Source organism: Pseudomonas sp. MYb541, from assembly GCF_037479595.1.
GTDB lineage: Bacteria > Pseudomonadota > Gammaproteobacteria > Pseudomonadales > Pseudomonadaceae > Aquipseudomonas > Aquipseudomonas canadensis.
On record NZ_JBBGYS010000044.1, the window covers coordinates 40,480 to 56,651 of the forward strand.

Annotated in this window: 16 protein-coding genes; 5 read left to right on the plus strand and 11 right to left on the minus strand. The window is 60.5% G+C overall.

The features are described from left to right. Window positions 1-50 precede the first annotated feature (50 nt). Together WH299_RS23770 and WH299_RS23775 are read right to left on the minus strand one after the other, a co-directional pair. Window positions 51-845 (minus strand): ABC transporter permease, encoded by a 795-nt coding sequence (locus WH299_RS23770; protein WP_339551461.1) that lies wholly within the window; start codon window positions 843-845, stop codon window positions 51-53. After that, window positions 842-1,519, minus strand: a complete 678-nt coding sequence (locus tag WH299_RS23775) for an ABC transporter ATP-binding protein (RefSeq protein WP_339551463.1) — start codon at window positions 1,517-1,519, stop codon at window positions 842-844. Before WH299_RS23775 ends, WH299_RS23770 begins: the two co-directional genes overlap by 4 nt. 163 nt (window positions 1,520-1,682) lie before the next feature. On the opposite strand from WH299_RS23775, the gene WH299_RS23780 reads away from it, so the two are divergent. The 3 genes from WH299_RS23780 (at window position 1,683) to WH299_RS23790 (ending at window position 4,633) form a co-directional block, all read left to right on the plus strand. After that, window positions 1,683-2,396, plus strand: a complete 714-nt coding sequence (locus WH299_RS23780) for a hypothetical protein (RefSeq protein ID WP_339551465.1) — start codon at window positions 1,683-1,685, stop codon at window positions 2,394-2,396. A 170-nt stretch (window positions 2,397-2,566) separates the two neighbouring features. Further along, window positions 2,567-3,763 carry a DUF1835 domain-containing protein gene (locus WH299_RS23785; protein ID WP_126571382.1) on the plus strand — a complete coding sequence of 399 codons (1,197 nt, stop codon included), beginning with the start codon at window positions 2,567-2,569 and terminating at the stop codon, window positions 3,761-3,763. Window positions 3,764-3,808: 45 nt separating this feature from the next. Next, window positions 3,809-4,633 carry a 5'-nucleotidase, lipoprotein e(P4) family gene (locus WH299_RS23790; RefSeq protein WP_339551466.1) on the plus strand — a complete coding sequence of 275 codons (825 nt, stop codon included), beginning with the start codon at window positions 3,809-3,811 and terminating at the stop codon, window positions 4,631-4,633. Between the two features lie 16 nt (window positions 4,634-4,649). Here WH299_RS23790 and WH299_RS23795 read toward each other — a convergent pair whose 3' ends face one another. Continuing rightward, entirely contained in the window at window positions 4,650-4,934 is a 285-nt protein-coding gene (locus tag WH299_RS23795; RefSeq protein WP_305381805.1) for a hypothetical protein, read from the minus strand. Between the two features lie 19 nt (window positions 4,935-4,953). Beyond that, window positions 4,954-5,442, minus strand: a complete 489-nt coding sequence (locus WH299_RS23800; RefSeq protein ID WP_339551467.1) for an Hcp family type VI secretion system effector — start codon at window positions 5,440-5,442, stop codon at window positions 4,954-4,956. 184 nt (window positions 5,443-5,626) lie between these two features. Here WH299_RS23800 and WH299_RS23805 point away from each other — a divergent pair, with 184 nt between their 5' ends. Continuing rightward, the gene (locus WH299_RS23805) at window positions 5,627-6,541 is read left to right on the plus strand and encodes an NAD synthetase (RefSeq protein WP_339551468.1); all 915 of its coding nucleotides are present in this window, start codon (window positions 5,627-5,629) and stop codon (window positions 6,539-6,541) included. A gap of 79 nt (window positions 6,542-6,620) precedes the next feature. Here the strand turns inward: WH299_RS23805 and WH299_RS23810 are convergent, their stop codons facing one another. After that, entirely contained in the window at window positions 6,621-7,955 is a 1,335-nt protein-coding gene (locus WH299_RS23810; RefSeq protein ID WP_339551469.1) for an LLM class flavin-dependent oxidoreductase, read from the minus strand. 298 nt (window positions 7,956-8,253) lie between these two features. Between WH299_RS23810 and WH299_RS23815 the strand changes: the two genes are divergently transcribed. Beyond that, complete coding sequence (locus WH299_RS23815) at window positions 8,254-8,631, plus strand: c-type cytochrome (protein WP_028617059.1); 378 nt, start codon at window positions 8,254-8,256, stop codon at window positions 8,629-8,631. 3 nt (window positions 8,632-8,634) lie between these two features. Here WH299_RS23815 and WH299_RS23820 read toward each other — a convergent pair whose 3' ends face one another. From WH299_RS23820 to WH299_RS23845, 6 genes are read right to left on the minus strand one after another with little or no spacing between them, the layout of a single operon-like run. Further along, window positions 8,635-9,069 carry a RidA family protein gene (locus WH299_RS23820; protein ID WP_028617060.1) on the minus strand — a complete coding sequence of 145 codons (435 nt, stop codon included), beginning with the start codon at window positions 9,067-9,069 and terminating at the stop codon, window positions 8,635-8,637. A gap of 11 nt (window positions 9,070-9,080) precedes the next feature. Then, window positions 9,081-10,664, minus strand: coding sequence for a flavin monoamine oxidase family protein (locus WH299_RS23825; RefSeq protein ID WP_339551471.1), 1,584 nt, complete (start codon window positions 10,662-10,664; stop codon window positions 9,081-9,083). Window positions 10,665-10,676: 12 nt separating this feature from the next. Next, a complete protein-coding gene (locus WH299_RS23830) occupies window positions 10,677-11,600 on the minus strand; it encodes a transporter substrate-binding domain-containing protein (RefSeq protein WP_122726341.1) in 924 nt (307 codons plus the stop codon). A gap of 18 nt (window positions 11,601-11,618) precedes the next feature. Next, entirely contained in the window at window positions 11,619-12,392 is a 774-nt protein-coding gene (locus WH299_RS23835; protein WP_016978457.1) for an amino acid ABC transporter ATP-binding protein, read from the minus strand. Continuing rightward, a complete protein-coding gene (locus WH299_RS23840) occupies window positions 12,385-13,350 on the minus strand; it encodes an amino acid ABC transporter permease (protein ID WP_028617063.1) in 966 nt (321 codons plus the stop codon). Before WH299_RS23840 ends, WH299_RS23835 begins: the two co-directional genes overlap by 8 nt. Before the next feature lie 16 nt (window positions 13,351-13,366). Further along, the gene (locus tag WH299_RS23845; RefSeq protein WP_339551472.1) at window positions 13,367-15,760 is read right to left on the minus strand and encodes a TonB-dependent receptor plug domain-containing protein; all 2,394 of its coding nucleotides are present in this window, start codon (window positions 15,758-15,760) and stop codon (window positions 13,367-13,369) included. Window positions 15,761-16,172: the final 412 nt, after the last annotated feature.

The following is a 16,172-nucleotide window of genomic DNA, read 5'->3' on the forward strand; positions in this document are numbered from 1 at the left end:
GTAGCGGAGTGCCACCACCACGTCTACCTGCTCTGTTCTCTTCCGCGCTGTTACGACCGCTCTTCAAGCCTATCCCGCAAGAACCGATGGCTCACGGAAAACAATCGCCGGTAGGTGAGCAGCACCGCACCTACCGTGCCCAGCGCCGACGCTGCGGCAATCAGAAACATGATCACGATCTGATACCGCACCGCATCCACCGGGCTCTCCCCCGCCAGCACCTGCCCGGTCATCATGCCGGGCAGGCTCACGATGCCCACCACGGTCATCTGGTTCAACGTCGGGATCATCCCGGCGCGCACGGCCTGGCGGATGGCTTCCTGCGCCGCTTCCCAGCGCGAGCCGCCGAGGGCCAGGATCATTTCGATGGCGTTGCGGCCCGAGGTCAGCTCCTGGGTCATGCGTTCGATCCCCAGGGACACGCCGGTCAGGGTGTTACCCAGGATCATGCCGAGGATCGGAATTGCATACTGCGGCTCGTACCACGGGTGGATGCGAATCACCGCAAACAAGCCCACCGCCGTCACCAGCCACGAACTGCCCCACACCGACAGGATGCTGTCCACACGCTGCCCCCGGTAAGTGCGCCGCCCGCGCCCCGCCGCCGAGATGCCGGCGATCAAGGTCATGGCGCACATCAACGGCAGCACCACGTACCAATAAGCAAATTCGAACACCCAGCCCAGCAGGTAACCGATGGCCAGCAGTTGCACCACGGTGCGCACCGCCGCCCACAACAACTGGCGCTCCAGGCCCAGGCGCAGCAGCAGGGAAAGCGCGCCGTTGATCAGGATCAGCGAGGCGGCGATGCCCATGTCCAGTACGGTGAGATTTTGATAGTTCATGGCTGGGCCACCGCGCTCAATACACCGGCGCTCATCTGCAAATGGATGTCGCTCATGCGCCGCGCCTGTTCCAGGTCGTGGGAGACCCAGATACAGGCGCGGGAGGGATCCCCGGCAAACCAGGCGTCGATCAACGCTTCCACTTCGCGGGATGAGGTGGGGTCGAGGGCGGCGGTGGGCTCGTCCAGCAACAGCACTTCGGGATTGAGTTGCAGAGTGCGGATCAACGAAATCACCTGGGACTCACCGCCCGACAGGTCGGCGGCGCGCTTGGCCAGAAAGTCAGGATTCTTGCCGGCGTGGCCCAGCAGTGTGGTCACCGTCGTAAGGTCAAAGCGGCGTTTGCGCGACGTCTTGAGGCTGAAGGGGAAACGCAGGTTGTCTTCCACCGTGCCGTCGAGCAGCGCCGGACGTTGCGACAGGTAGCTGATGTGGCAGCGGTAGTGGGGAATCTGCGCGTTGTTAATCGGCTGGCCATTCCACAGGATCTGCCCGGAACTGGGCGCATCCAGCAGGGCGAGTGCGCGCAGGAACACGCTTTTGCCGGAGCCGGATGAGCCGGTGATCGACACGCGATCGGCGGCATTCAAGGTGAAATCGGTGGGCTGGAGCAAGGCCACGTGGCGGCGCTCGTCCATGCGCGTGAGGGCGCGGGTTTCGATCAGTGCGCTCATGGACGCGGTGTTCCTCTCAATCTGGACGGTGCAATGGTGATGCACACTGGCCGGGATTTCATTCAAAAAATTCAAACTTATGTGCATGACCCGATGCGCGCAGACGGCCTGGGCAAAGCACATCCTGCTCGCTAGACTCGCGCTCCTATAAAAAGGAGCCCTCATGGACGAACAGAAAGCATCCGATGCCCCCGTTTCCCGCTTGAGCGCAGCGTGGTTGTGGCGACTGATAAAGCGTCAAAGCCTGCCGATCATGCTGCTGTTGTTCGCGCTGTTTTACTCAAACGGCTACGCCTATCTGGAAACGTATAACAACGAGCTCGGCGTGCCCGTTAACCGTCTCGGCTACGACACTTATCACTACGTGGTGTACGGCGGAAACGACATTCTGGTCAAACTGGCTGCCTTGCTTATCTTCACCGCAGCGGTCCTGGTTTTCGCCTGCCTGATGTACTTCACCGAAAACCCTGACCGTGTTTTACCCACTCGGGAATTGGGCACCCACACACGTCGCTATCGAATGCTGCGCAGGCTGGAGAAGAGCTACAGAAAAGCCACGACGCCGATATCCGGCGCACTGCTGATCAGTCTTCTGGCATTTTTCGCCTGGATCATCTGGTCGCTGGCGTACGCGCAGTCGATGGCACATGGCAAGCTGAGGGCCTACGAAGAGATTCAGGATTGCACGCCATCAATCCTCCAGCTCAACAACCTCGATGTGGTCACGGCCTGTATCGTCGGCGAAAGCGACGATATGTTGTATCTGGTGGAAAAACACAGGGAGGGCGGCGAAATCCAGTTTCAGAAACGCCGAGTTCCCAAAGACCGTATTCATTCGACCACAGGACCCACTACGCTGCTGAAAAAGCCCGACTGACCCCTGTGGGAGCCGGACATTTGCAATCGGGCGCAGCACTGCCTATATTTCCCGCCTGGCGCTCTCTACGCCACCTTCCGCGGAAAGGGCTGCGCCCAAGACACTGCAACACCCTCTTTTTTCTACGACTCCCCACCTTGAAGCGGAAAAGGTTTGTGCAAGGAGATCGTATGTCCCGTCACTTCAATTCCGATGGCCGCCTCAACCTTGAACAGCAGCGCAAGCGTGCCAAGGAACTGCTGCCACGCCTCAAAGCCCAAGACCCGAACGCGACCTTGTCCCTGGCCCAATGGGAAATCGCCAAGCAGCTGGGTTTCAGCAGTTGGCCAAAGCTCAAGGCGCATATCGATGCTATCGACTTCGCCGCCCGCCACCCCGACTTTACCGCTAGCGACGAAGCCCGCACCACCCATTGGCGCTGCGGCAATGACATTGCCCACAGCCTTCAGCTGGCGGGGTTCAAGGGACAGTTTCGGATGCTCACCGACCCGCTGTGCATGGGCCCGGTCCGCGATTTGCCCAGCCAAGCCTTCCGCGCCATGCGCAGCGCTTTTATCAGCCAGGCCTTTGCCATCGATGAAGCTGATGCGGCACGTCGTGTCGACGCTGAATACGACCACCTCGAAGCCTTGGCCAGCGCCGATCACAGTGTGCTGTGGTGCGAAGCGGATGCCTATGACCAACTGTTCCTGGTTCGCGCACTGGCGGGTCTTGAGCAAGCACCGCGCAAGCTGGAACTGATCGAGGTCGACCGCATTCCCGGCGTGCAGCGTTTTATCGGCATCGGCCAACTGGCACCGGATGTGTTGGCGTGGCTGTGGCCGCAACGGCGCTTGATCGATGATGACGCCGTGCAACTCGCCAAAGAGGCCTGGTCGGCGTATTGCGACAGCTCGCCAGTCAAGTGGGCGCAATTGGCCCATGGCAGCCATCCCGCCTTGCCGTTGCTGGCCCCGGCGCTGTTGCGTCAGTTGCAGGAGTTGCCCGGTCTGCGCGATGGGCTGTCGCTGACCGAACGCCTGGCCCTGACGTACCTCGCCGAGGCTGGGCCAACGCCATTCGGCCGGGTCTTTGCAGAGTTGATGGCCAAGCGTGAACCGCTACCGTTTCTGGGGGACATGATGTTTCACGCGCTGCTGCGGCCGCTGATCGATGGCGACAACCCTTTGCTGACGGCCACCGAGACGCACCTGGAGTGGCCACGCCAGGTGCTGGCGTTGACTGCGCTGGGGCAAACCGTGCTGAACGGTCATGCCCACTGGCGGGATCATGCCTGTCATGCGCGATGGGTGGGGGGTGTATGCCTGCGACCTGGCCAGCCTCATTGGGCGATTGATGAAAACATCCTGCCTGTATGGCGCCCGTGATTAGGCTAATGTGCGCCCATCCAACTTTCATCTGCGAGACTGTCCATGCGTAACCTGATCTTCGCCAGCCTCTGCCTGCTGGCGGGCTGCCAACAAACGCCACCCGCCAACGACCAACTCGACGCCGTGCTCTGGACACAGACCTCCATCGAGCATGAACTGATCTACCGTCAGCTCTTCGCCAATGCCACCCGCCAACTCGACGTGGCGCTGGCTGATCCGACCTGGGACGCCCTGCCCTTCCCCCCGCGCAACCTCAAAGGGTTGCCGCCGGCGATCGTGGTCGATATCGACGAAACCCTGCTGGACAACGTGCCGCTCAACGCCCGCGATGTGGTCAACAACCAGGTTTATTCCTACGACCGCTGGAACACCTGGGTCGACCAGGCCAAGGCCCAGGCATTGCCCGGCGCAGTCGCCTTCGTGCAAGCGGCCCAGCAGAAAGGTATCGCGGTCTACTACCTGACCAACCGTGAACACAGCCAGGTCGCCGCCACCGTGAAAAACCTGCGCCTGCGCGGTTTCCCGGTGGAAAGCGACGTACGTGTCCTCGCCGCCAGCACGCCCACCGGCCATTGCGAAAGCGCCGGCTACGGCAAGAACTGCCGCCGCCAATGGGTCGCCGCCCATGCCCGCGTGTTGTTGATGGCCGGTGATTCCCTGGGGGATTTCGTCCAGGCCGAGCACAACACCGTCGCGGATCAACGCAAGGCCGTGGCGCCTTATGTGAACTGGCTGGGGCAGCGCTGGTTTCTGTTGCCCAACCCGACGTATGGCAACTGGTACAGCGCGCCGTATGGGGATGATGAGAAGTTGCCGTTTGAGCAAAAGCGCATGCTCAAGCAACAGGCGTTGCAGTTGCAGGAGTAGCGAAGGAGCCTGGATATCAACGTTTTTTAGGGCGCTCGTTTTTAGACATCTCCCTGGCGGCCCAAGCCATACCAAGGGTCAGAGTAATGAATACGGCTTCACATACTACGTTCCAGATAATCGTGAACCAGAACAGCTTCGGCTGCCCTACAAGCGTGTAGGTGATGGAAGGCCCCACGCGACTGTAAGAAATCGCCACACCGCGAATTAACCCGTCGACAATGAGATAGCCATGAAGCCCTACAACAAAGATGAGAGCGGCTGTGATACACCAAAGCGATCGGCTGTCCGATAGCCTCATAGCATTTCTCCTAGAAGCCTCAGACCTTGACGTTCTGCCGGATATTCCAGCCGAACTTCACTGGGCCACCGTCCTTGGCACCATCGGCTTTCTGTGGCTGGTAGCTGACGTCGACGGTGGCAAAATTCAGCGCAACTCTGTCGTAAAGCACATAATCCTTATTTCCGGCACTCGTGCCGTAGGACACCACCATCACTTCCTTCAAGGTGATCACCAGATACTCCACAGGGCTGGAACCACCCGCCTTGCGCACCACAAGCCGTGCTTCGGGGTAATGCTTGCCGCTAGCGCAGGCCATCATTAGGTTTGGGCTGGATTTATCCAGCGGCTTGGTCAGATTGAGGTTGGCAAAATCGGCCTTGCCGGCGCCGCCACCTGTCCCGGAGTGCATCGATCCTGTCTGAGACACTCCCCACGCCCACTCGGTGATATCGATCTCGTCGAGATGGGCCTGGTCCCGTGATTCACCCTTGATATCGCCCAGTTTCAAAAACATATCGACGGCCATATTGGCTCCTTGTCCTCGTCAGCATCGGAAGTGACGCGGGGCGAACTGTTGCTTATTCGACAAAGGGCCGACAAGGTTGAAAACCGGTATTGGGAAGCGCCTGTCTCGAAAAGACGAAACGTCCGACATTAATTTGCGCAACCGCGTCTTTACTCTCTCGACTCCCAAAACTAGGAGTTAAGGAATGACGGCCTCACTGCTCAAGGATGGATTTCCCTCGGCCCATCGCACCACACGGCAACGTATTGAAAGCAGCATTGATCTGCCTCGATTGTTCTCAGCCATCGACGTCGACCCGGCAGTGATTGGTGCTGGCGTGGTGTATATCGATGCGGAGTTCAATGTCGTGGTCCTGCGTGAGTTTCAGGCGATTTGCAGGGTGCAGCCGATCAAAATAGTACTGCGGGAGGCGCCAAGGTACGTGGGGCCAGTGGAGTTCAAGCGGATGCTGGAACATGAGCCGCGGGAGTCCAGGTTGGTCGCGGAGGCGACCAACACCGCAGCGACTTGTGCAGGGGCATTATTGAGTTGGGTGGTAGTCTGGAGCGGGATTGCGTTCATGCCCTTCACTGCGGGAGCAAGTGCAGTGATTTCCTTTGTAGGAAAGGCTGCTGCAGTAGCGAGTACAGTTCAATGCATCGCTGGCACTGTTCGAACGGCATTTGAGGTTTACAGCCCTCAATCTAACGATAATCTGGACAATGAAGCTTGGTATCAAGCGGCAATGGTGGTGTTGGATAGCATTGCGCTGCTAGGTGTAGTTACTTCAACACTCGTGACAATTAGGGCGGTTAGCACTGCTACGCGAGTGACAGGAAAATCACTGCGCCAAGTCCTGCGAGGTCTTTCACGACCAGAGCGAGCACAACTGAACAACGAGTTACTCAGAATCCGTGACCCTCGACTCACAACGAAACTGCTCAAATTGGAACAGGCAGCAGGCCGGCTGCCCAAACGCATCAGTGCTACAGAAATGCATCAGACCACCCTTCACCACCTAACGGATAGCTTGGCAGCAACTCTGAGCTTTACCAGTAGCGCTATGTCCGGAAACGTCAAAACACTTGCGATCGGCCTTTACGAAGAGTTGATCGATTGAACAAGCAGAAAAAAACAAGAGGTATGAAAAACCTAAGCGACCCCGAAAAAACTGGGTCGCTGGAAGTGGTGGTAACCCGTCATGCCGCGACGTCACGTGCCGCCGTATGCCGATTCACCGGCACCGGCAGCCCCAAGTGCCCGCGCAACGTGCTGTGACTGTACTCACTGCGAAACAACCCGCGCTCGCGCAACAGCGGCAACACCTGATCGGTAAACCGCGCAAAGTCCTCCGGCGCGCCCACATGGATGTTGAACCCATCCACCGCGCCCTCCACAAACCAGCGCTCGATCTCATTCGCCACGGTCTTGGGCGAGCCGACGAAACTGGAAAACGGCTTGGCAAACCGCAGCGCCGCCTGACGCAACGTCAGACCCTGTTCACGGGAGACTTGCTTGATGTTCTCCGCATGCCCGCGATAGCCATTGCTGCCCAAGTCACCCAATTCCGGAAACGGCTCATCCAACGGATATTGGCTGAAGTCGTGGTAATTGAATGGCCGGCCTAACTGCACCAACGCTTTGTGCAGATCCAGCTCGCCATTGCGCTCGCGGTCGATGGCCTGGGCCTGCTCATCGGTATCCGCAATGATTGGCGAAATACCCGGCAGGATGGTTACGTGGTCAGGGTTACGTCCAGCGGCGGCGGTACGTTTTTTGATGTCGCTGTAGTACGCCTGGGCATCTTCGAAATTGCCCACGCCGGCAAAAATCCCCTCGGCATAGTTCGCCGCCAGGCTGCGCCCGGATTCGGAGATTCCCGCCTGGAAAATCACCGGTTGGCCTTGGGCTGAACGGGCTATATTCAGCGGCCCGGTGACCGAGAAAAACTCGCCGTGGTGATCGAGGCGGTGTTGGCGCTGCGGGTCGAGGAACACCTTGGTTTGCTTGTCACGCACAAAGGCGTCGTCTTCATAGGAGTCCCACAAGCCCTGCACCACCTCCAGGTGTTCGGCTGCGCGGCGATAGCGCTCGGTGTGGTCGATGTGTTGCTCGCGGCCAAAGTTACCGGCCGCGCCTTCCAAGCCGGTGGTGACCACGTTCCAGCCGGCGCGGCCGCCGCTGATGTGGTCCAGGGACGCAAACTGCCGCGCCACGTTGAAGGGTTCGGTATAGGAGGTCGTAAGGGTCGCCACCAGGCCGATTTTCGAGGTCGCCCCGGCGATGGCCGAGAGCAGCGTCAAGGGCTCCAGGCGGTTGAGGAAGTGCGGTGCGGAATCCGGGGTGATGTAGGGGCTGTCGACGATGAACACCAGGTCGAACTTGGCCGCTTCTGCCTGCTGGGCCTGGGCGCGGTACCAGTCGATATCCACACTGGCATCGCCGGGGATCTGCGGGTGCAGCCATTCGTTTTGTGCAGTGCCGACACCGGTGAGAATGGCGCCGAATTTGAGTTGCCGGGGTGAGGTGGGCATCAGGGTATTCCTCCGTGGATGGCCGCGGTGCTGGCCTGTGGAGATCGACCTTAATGCCCGCGAGCGGGGCTTGTGAAAGGCTTTGTAGATCTATGCTAATTATTAAAATTACTGATCTAAACCCAGCAAAAACCTCCGAAACAGGCATAACAAACAACAGCGCTGTCGCGGGCCGTTGAAGCGGCTTTGGACACGATCATGAGAAAACAAGGAGAATGGCGACCTTTCAAACTCAACGCGCTGGCATCAGGTTCTTCCCTCGATCCCAATCTGATTCAAGCCACAAGGTCATATGGATATGAAACGGGTACTTATCGCTTGGCTCGGCCTGTTATCGCTCACCCAACCCTCACTGTCCTTCGCGGATAACCTCAACGGGAAAACTCTCTTTTCCCAGCGGTGTGCGATGTGTCACGGCGCCGATATCAAAGGCACAGGCCCCTTGGCCAACAAGAGCAATCCCCCCACCCCCGACCTGACCACCGCCGCGTTCAAAAAACGCCTGAATGATTATCCAGGCGTTATTGTCTCGTCGATCATCCTTCGTCCCAATGGCGACTTGATCCCAAGAACCTTGCGAGAGAACGGCGTGAAGCTGGCACCGTTCGCTTGGAGGGTTAACGACTTCCGCGATTTGAACCAGTACATGAGCAGTGTGATTGCAAAAAGTCGATGAGTCTCACACCGCTCTTGCCGCGATCGCCTCCACTTCGACCAACGCACCGGGCAACGGCAATGCCACCACCTGCAACGCCGTGCGCGCCGGTTTATTCGGTTGCTCAGGCGTGCCAAAGAACTGCGTGTAGCCCGCCTGCAAGCCGGCGAAATCCAGCTTGCCGCCTGTCTCTTCGGCTCCTACCAGAAACACCCGCAACTGCACGATGTCGCCCAGGTCCAGGTCTTGCTGGCGCAAGATCTTGCGCAGTTTGTTGAACACCGACACCGTCTGCACTTCGGTAGAGCCATAGGCGGCCGGCGTGCCCGCCGGGGCGTTTGCGTCGTGCAGATCAGGCAAGGTGCCGCTGACAAAAATCAGGCTGGCGGAAGCCGGTACGGTGACGGTCTGCGAGATTGGGAAATCGCCGACGCTGGTACGTTGAATGCTGTTGCTCAAGATGACTCTCCTTATGAAGCGGCAAGTGCCGCGCTGTGCCGTTGTTGGGTAACCCGTTCCGCCAGTTGCCCGACCACATGGCGCGCCGAATTGGCCGCCGATTCCTGCCAGATGCCCACGCCGCTTTGCACCAACCCATCACCGGCAAAGTACACACGGCCGTGGCCGGCTTCGAGCAAGGCGCTGGCGTCGGCCGGGAAGTGTTCGCGTTGCAGCCACGGGCCTTCGCTGTAGGGGATCTGTTCCCAGGACACCGCCAGCGGATTGCGCAAGTGTTTGGAATAGCCGGGGTGCAGCAGCTCCACAGCTTCTTTCGAGGTGGCGTACTGCTGGTCGAACGGTTGCGCACCAAATACGTCGGCGCCCTCCCCAGTCACATAGCCCGCCACCAGCAAGCCGTCGCGGGTATTGAGGTCGTTGCTCGGGTACCACAGCAGGCGCGCCGGGTGTTCGATCCACGACAGGCCGCCGTAGGTGCGGTAGTCGGTTTCCCAGAATCGCGGCGACTGCCACGCGACTTTGGTTGCCTGGTCGCTGCGGGTGCTGAGCAAGGCGGCCTTGATCGGGTCGCTGAAGTCAGTGTCGAGCTTGGCCAGCAGCGGCAACGGCAGGGTCGAGATCAGGTAATCGGCACGTACCACTTGTTCGCGACCGCTGAGCTTGTCGTGATAAGTAACGGCTACGCCGTCTTCCAATTGGCGGATCTGCCGCACCTGGGCGCCCAGTTGCACCTGGCCCCGGACGCGCTTGTAGAAGGCATCCGTGATGCGGTCCATACCGCCCACCGGCTGGAACATGGTGGCGGAGAACTCCGGGAATTCCGTGTGCAGCAACGCGCCCCACAGCTCCGGATGCAGCAGTTGATCGAGTGATAACGGGCTACGACTGGCGGGCAAGGCGCCGGGATGCGCAGGTGATTCCAGGTGCCCCGAACGGATCGTGCCCTCGAAGGCCAGCGCCTGTGACAGGTCGCCATACACCTGCAGGAACGCCAGCAATCGCCTGCGTTCCTCACCGCTCAATACATCATCGAGGGCATCACGCTGCACCGCCTTGGCCAGCAAGCCGGACACATGCCCCCGTGCATCGTTGATGGCCTGGCCCACCGTGAATGCCGGCTTGCTCACATCCGGCCGCACCTGGGCGCCATGGCTGCTGTTGACCAGCACCTCCAGCGGCACGCCCAACTCGCTGCAATAGTCGAGAATGGTGCGATGCTGGCTGGGAATCCGCGCCGGCCCGGCGTTGAAGTAGTGCCCTTGTTCGAACGTTGCGGTTTGCGTGCGGCCGTCCTTGTAATCCACGCGATCGCCGTTGCGGATCGTCCAGGTGCGGCCGCCCACGCGGTCACGCGCCTCCAGCACTTGCACCTCGAACCCGGCGCGGCTCAACTCCAGTGCCGTCACCAGCCCCGCGATCCCGGCGCCCAACACCAGCACGCGGGTGCCCTGCCCCAGGCCTTCCTTGAGTTTCAGCGGTTGCGGGCGACGGTGTGACGACGGCCCCAGGCCCAATACCGCCAGTGCCTCCTTGACTGCCTTTTCGCCGCCTACCGCAGCAATGCTCGACAGCGCTTCACGTCGTGTCAGTCCCATGTTCGATGCTCCTTAATCCGGTAGGCCCGGTGGGTTGATCAACGACTGGTCGACGCGCTCGATATCCAGGCCCCAGCGTTGCAGCACCTGTTCGTATTGGCCGCCGGCAATCGCGCCTTCCAGGGCGGTGTGGATCGGCTTGACCAGGCCGTTGTCCTTGCGCGTGGTCACCGCGATGTCGGCTTTTAAAGGCCAGCCACCATTGACCGTGCCGACAAGCTTGATACCTCCGGTGATTGCCGCCGAATAGGCGTACACCGAGTTAGGCCCGAACAGCGCATCGCTGCGCCCGGATTGCACCGCCAGTTGCGCGGCGGCCTGGTCGTCGAAGTACTGCAACAGCGCCGGTTTGAGGCCGGCTTTTTCATTATCGTCGTTCCAGGCCAACAGGACCTTTTCCTGGTTGGTGCCGGAGCCAACGATGATCTTCAGCCCGGCAATGTCTTCGGCCTGCTTGATCGCGCTGATCTTGCTGGTGCTCTTCACATAGAACCCGAGCACGTCCTGGCGATAAGTCGCGAAGTCGAAACGCTTCTTGCGCGCCTCGGTCACCGTGACGTTACTGATCACCGCGTCGTACTTGCCCGAGCTGACGCCCAGGGGCCAGTCTTCCCAGCTGGTCTGCACCACGTTGAGTTGTAGGCCCAGGCTGTCGGCGACCAGTTGCGCAGTGTCGGCCTCGCTGCCGATGGTGGTTTTGTCATCGCTGGCCAGCAGCGCCAGAGGCGGCCCGGCCACACCGGACACGGCCACGGTGAACTTGCCCGGCTGGGCGAACTTGAAGCCCGGCGGGATCTGCGCGATGGCCGCTTCGTTACGCGGTACATGAATGCGCGCACGGTCGGGGCTGAGGTCGACCTGTTGCACGGCGAACGCGCTTTGTGCGGTGCTGACGGCCAGCGTCAACAGGGCGATACGGGCGGTAGAGATAATCATGGGCAGTCACTCCTTGAACTAAAGCACCTTGCCGAGAAAAGCCACGGTGCGGGGATGTCGGGGTTGGCGGAAAATCTGCTCGGGCGGCCCTTCTTCGATCAACTGGCCGTCGCAGAGGAACACCACGTGATCGGCCACTTCACGGGCAAAGCCGATTTCGTGGGTGACGATCACCAGGGTCACGCCCAGTTGGGTCAGGCCCTTGATCACATCGAGCACTTCGCCCACCAGCTCCGGGTCGAGCGCCGAGGTGGGTTCATCGAACAGCAGCACTTTGGGGTCCAGCGCCAAGGCGCGGGCGATGGCGACACGCTGTTGCTGGCCGCCGGAGAGCTGGCGCGGGTAGGCATCGACCTTATCCGCCAGACCCACCTTGGCCAGCAGCTCGGCCGCCTTGGTTGGGGCCTCGGCCTTGTTCCAGCGCTTGTGGGCCAGGGGCGCCTCAGCGACGTTCTCCCAGGCGGTGAGGTGCGGGAACAGGTTGAAGTTCTGGAACACAAAGCCCACGTCGATGCGGCGCTTGAGAATTTCGCGCTCTTTGAGCTCGTAGAGCAGGTCACCCTTGCGGCGATAGCCGACGTATTCACCGTCGATGGTGATATGCCCGCTGTCGATCTTTTCCAGGTGGTTGATGGTGCGCAGCAAGGTGGACTTGCCCGAGCCGGATGGCCCGAGGATCACCGTGACCTTGCCCGGATCGATGGTCAGGTCGATGTCTTGCAACACCTGTTGGTTGCCAAAGCGCTTGCCCACGCCCTGGATCTGAATGCGCCCGGCGCGTGCTTCAGCCATGGGTTTTCTCCTTCAACCAACCGCGTAGGCGTTGCAACGGCGTGGGCGGCAGCACCCGTGCGGTGCCACGGGCGAAATGGCGCTCGACGTAGTACTGCGCGCTGGTCAGCACTGTGGTGATGATCAAGTACCAGACCGTCGCCACGATCAGCAGCGGGATCACCGCCTGGGTGCGGTTGTAGATGACCTGCACGGTGTAGAACAGCTCGGGCAAGGCCAGCACATAGACAATCGAGGTACCCTTGACCAGGCCGATAATTTCATTGAAACCCGACGGCAGGATCGAACGCAGCGCCTGGGGCAGAATAATCCGGAAGATACGGCGCGAGGCCGGTAGACCCAGGGCCGCAGCGGCTTCATGCTGGCCGGCGTCCACACCGATCAGCCCGCCGCGAATGATCTCCGCCGCGTATGCCGCCTGCATCAGGCTCAACCCCAACACCGCCACGGTGAACTGGCTGAGCACGTCCACGGTGGACCACTCGGCGAACACCACCGAGGTGAACGGCACGCCGAGCACGATGTGGTCGTACAGGTAGGCAAAGTTGTACAGGATGATCAGCACCAGCAACGCCGGCATCGAGCGGAAGAACCAGATATAGCCCCAGGCCAACGCCGCCAGCAGCGGCGAGCCCGACAGTCGCGCCAACGCCAGCGCCGTGCCGAGAATGATGCTGAACACCGTGCTCAACAGCGTCAGCAACAGCGTCTGCCCCAGCCCACGCAGCACCGACGGCGAGAAAAACCACTGGCCGAACACACCCCACTCCCAGCGCGGGTTGGTGGCCAGGGAATGCACGATGGCCAGCAGCACCAGCGCCGCGAAGATCGACCCGGCCCAGCGCCAGGGATGCCGCGCGGGCACCACTTGCAGGGCCTTGATCGGCGTAGAGACACGGGCCTGGCGCACCGGGCTGGGCGAGTCAATTAGGTCATAGGATTTGGCGACGATGGGCATGGTGTGTTCCTCGGCCTCAGAAGGCATAGGTCAAGCGGGTGTAGTAGTACCCGCCGGTAAAACCGTAGGGCGAATAGACGCCGTAGCTGCTGACCATGGTGCTGCTCGGCACCCCTTGTTTCTTGGGGTAGATATCGAACAGGTTCTTGGCGCCAACAGCGATGTTCAGGTCTTTGGTGAGGTTGTAGCCAAGGTCGAGATCGGTGATCCACTTGGCACTGTAGATACGGTCCAGGTCGCGATTGGCCGACGCGTTCACTTCTTTGTAGGAACCGTAGCGAGTCAGGGCCAGGTTGAGGTTGAAGCGATCGATGCTCCAGTCTCCGCCGAGGATCAGCTTGGTGCTGGGCTGCACGCCGGTGATCAGGTTGCGCGCCTCGCGGTTCATCAACTCGTAGGACGTGCCCAGGATATTGGTGGATTCCTTGTAGTTGAGGATCCGCGTCTGGTTCCAGTTGAACGCGGCGGTCCACTTCACCGCGCCGTACTGGCCGAGGTCCTGGCTGTAGTTGCTGACCAGATCCAGGCCTTTGGTGCGGGTGTCGGCGCCGTTGATGAAGTACTGGCCGCCGGAGGTGGAGTTGATGCCGTTGTTCTGCAATACCTGGGTGATCTCGGGGCCGAGCAAGGTGCCGGTGAGCGTGATGCGATCGCGCAGGTTGATCACATAGGCATCGGCGGTGAAGCTCAGGCGATCAGTGGGCGTGAGGGTGAAACCGAGGCTGAAGTTGGTTGAGCGCTCCGGCTTCAACTCCTGGGCGCCGAGGGCCTGGGCGGCAGCTGAGCCCACAGGCAACACGCCGTAGTTGATCGACTGGTACACGCCGTCAACCACGCCATACGTGGTGGAGCGCGCACTGAACAGGCTGTTGGCCAGGGACGGCGCGCGGAAGCCGTTGCTGACAGTGGCGCGCACGGCGAACTGCGGGGTGAAATCATAGCGGGTGGTCAGCTTGCCGCTGCGGGTGGCGCCGACGCCCTGGTTGTAGTGCTCGTAGCGGAATGCCGTGCCAACGTACCAATCCGGCACCGGGTTGAAGCCCACATCGACATAACTGGCCAGGCTGTTGCGTGACGCGCTGCTTTCTTCATCCGGCGAAATGCCGTTGGTGACCTGCGCGCCCGACGACGCACAGTTGCCCGGCGCCACGCAGTAGCCGCCGTTGGCGTAGGACTCATAATCGCCGGCCCGCACCTCGTAGGTGTCGCGCCGATGTTCAAAACCGTAGCTCACATCCAGCGGCTTTTGCAGGCCGATATCGAAGCCGCGCTTGAAGTCGAGATTGGTGGTCAGCTCGGTGGAAATCCAGGTGCCGGAGGTGAAGTGATTCGGCGTGGCCTCGCCCAACGACGGGTTCTGGTTGTGGGTGGTGCCCTGCTCCGCGGCGTTGCGCCCGTAGGTGGTGGACAGGTCCCAGTCCCACTCGCCTGCCGTGCCTTTGCCACCGAATGCTGCCTGGAAATCGTCTTCATCAATGAACCAAGTCGGCGTGTAGCCAGCGGGATAACCGTTCGGCCCGGTGGTGATGGTGTTGGTGATGGTCGGCAGGCGAAAGTTCTGGCCTTGCTCGGCCTTGCGGCGGGAATAGGTGGTGAAGGAGTACAGGCTGAAGCTGTCATCGATCGGCAGCTCGGCGTTGTAGCCCAGGGTCAGCAGGTTGGTCTTGGGTGTGCCGTAGCCACCATAAGTCGACCGCCCAGCTTGCTCGTAGGCTTGCGCGTAGGTGTAGCCATTGGCGCTGGCCTTGTTGTCGTCATTCTGGCTGCGGGCGTCCAGGGCCAGTTGGACAATGCCGCCGTTGCCGATCTCGAAACCCTTGTTGAGGCTTTGCTGCACGGTCTGTTTCTTGCCGTCATACCCCTGGCCCACGTTGGTCACCGAGGTGCCGCTGGTGTCGGCCTTGAGGATCACGTTGATCACCCCGGCGATGGCATCGGAACCGTATTGGGCGGCGGCGCCGTCGCGCAGGACTTCCACGTGGTCGATGGCACTGATGGGGATCAGGTCAAGGTCGGCCGGGGCTGCGCCGGTGTTGATGCCGTTGATGTTCAGGGTGGCAGCGGTATGACGGCGCTTGCCGTTGACCAGCACCAGCACTTCCGCGGCGCTCAGGCCACGCAGGTTGGGGGCGCGGGCGATGCCGCTGGCATCCCAACCGGTTTTTTCCGGCAGGGTCAGGGACGGGATCACGGCGCTCAGGGCTTCCATGAGGCCGGGCTTGCCGGTGTTCTGTAATTGCTTGGCGCTGACTACATCGATCGGCACCGGGCTGCTGGTGACGGTGCGTTGCTCGGCGCCGCGGTTGCCGGTGACCACTACGGTGGACAGGGTGCTGTCGTCCTGGGCTTGGGCGGTGTTGGCCAGGATGGCCAGGGCCAGTGCGGCGGTGGGTCGTAGGGCTCGCTTCATATGCATTCCTGCGTTTCCAAATCGCGAAGTCGGGCAGTCACGCGGGTGGGCGTGGTGCGCGGGTTTTTTCTGGGGTGTCAGGGCGATTTGGGGCTAGGTGTGGGGCGAGGTTTGAATTGGCAACATACGTTGAACTCCCTTCCAACGATTCTGCTGCGGGGTGGCAGCGCAGAATCCGAATCTAGATTGGTACCATCCGAGGTCAGGGGTAGGCTGTTGAGTTCAAACATAACGGAATGGATTTTAAAAATATAATGCTATTTGGGTATAAGCTAATATTCTTGTATTTCATTATTTGTTAGATATTTTATTCGTATTGGTAATGTTTTTTTGAAACTGGGCATGAGTACATATCCGTTGTTGCGGTAACGGCTGCTTATGGTTCCGCCCTTACGGCGGCTCACTTTTGAAC

Bases quoted from the DNA above. Each gene is read 5' to 3' on its own strand.
- WH299_RS23795 (WP_305381805.1), bottom strand. From the start codon at position 4,934: ATGAGGCTATCGGACAGCCGATCGCTTTGGTGTATCACAGCCGCTCTC.
- WH299_RS23780 (WP_339551465.1), top strand. From the start codon at position 1,683: ATGGACGAACAGAAAGCATCCGATGCCCCCGTTTCCCGCTTGAGCGCA.
- WH299_RS23785 (WP_126571382.1), top strand. From the start codon at position 2,567: ATGTCCCGTCACTTCAATTCCGATGGCCGCCTCAACCTTGAACAGCAG.
- WH299_RS23775 (WP_339551463.1), bottom strand. From the start codon at position 1,519: ATGAGCGCACTGATCGAAACCCGCGCCCTCACGCGCATGGACGAGCGC.
- WH299_RS23800 (WP_339551467.1), bottom strand. From the start codon at position 5,442: ATGGCCGTCGATATGTTTTTGAAACTGGGCGATATCAAGGGTGAATCA.
- WH299_RS23770 (WP_339551461.1), bottom strand. From the start codon at position 845: ATGAACTATCAAAATCTCACCGTACTGGACATGGGCATCGCCGCCTCG.
- WH299_RS23825 (WP_339551471.1), bottom strand. From the start codon at position 10,664: ATGGGACTGACACGACGTGAAGCGCTGTCGAGCATTGCTGCGGTAGGC.
- WH299_RS23815 (WP_028617059.1), top strand. From the start codon at position 8,254: ATGAAACGGGTACTTATCGCTTGGCTCGGCCTGTTATCGCTCACCCAA.
- WH299_RS23790 (WP_339551466.1), top strand. From the start codon at position 3,809: ATGCGTAACCTGATCTTCGCCAGCCTCTGCCTGCTGGCGGGCTGCCAA.
- WH299_RS23845 (WP_339551472.1), bottom strand. From the start codon at position 15,760: ATGAAGCGAGCCCTACGACCCACCGCCGCACTGGCCCTGGCCATCCTG.
- WH299_RS23835 (WP_016978457.1), bottom strand. From the start codon at position 12,392: ATGGCTGAAGCACGCGCCGGGCGCATTCAGATCCAGGGCGTGGGCAAG.
- WH299_RS23805 (WP_339551468.1), top strand. From the start codon at position 5,627: ATGACGGCCTCACTGCTCAAGGATGGATTTCCCTCGGCCCATCGCACC.
- WH299_RS23810 (WP_339551469.1), bottom strand. From the start codon at position 7,955: ATGCCCACCTCACCCCGGCAACTCAAATTCGGCGCCATTCTCACCGGT.
- WH299_RS23840 (WP_028617063.1), bottom strand. From the start codon at position 13,350: ATGCCCATCGTCGCCAAATCCTATGACCTAATTGACTCGCCCAGCCCG.
- WH299_RS23830 (WP_122726341.1), bottom strand. From the start codon at position 11,600: ATGATTATCTCTACCGCCCGTATCGCCCTGTTGACGCTGGCCGTCAGC.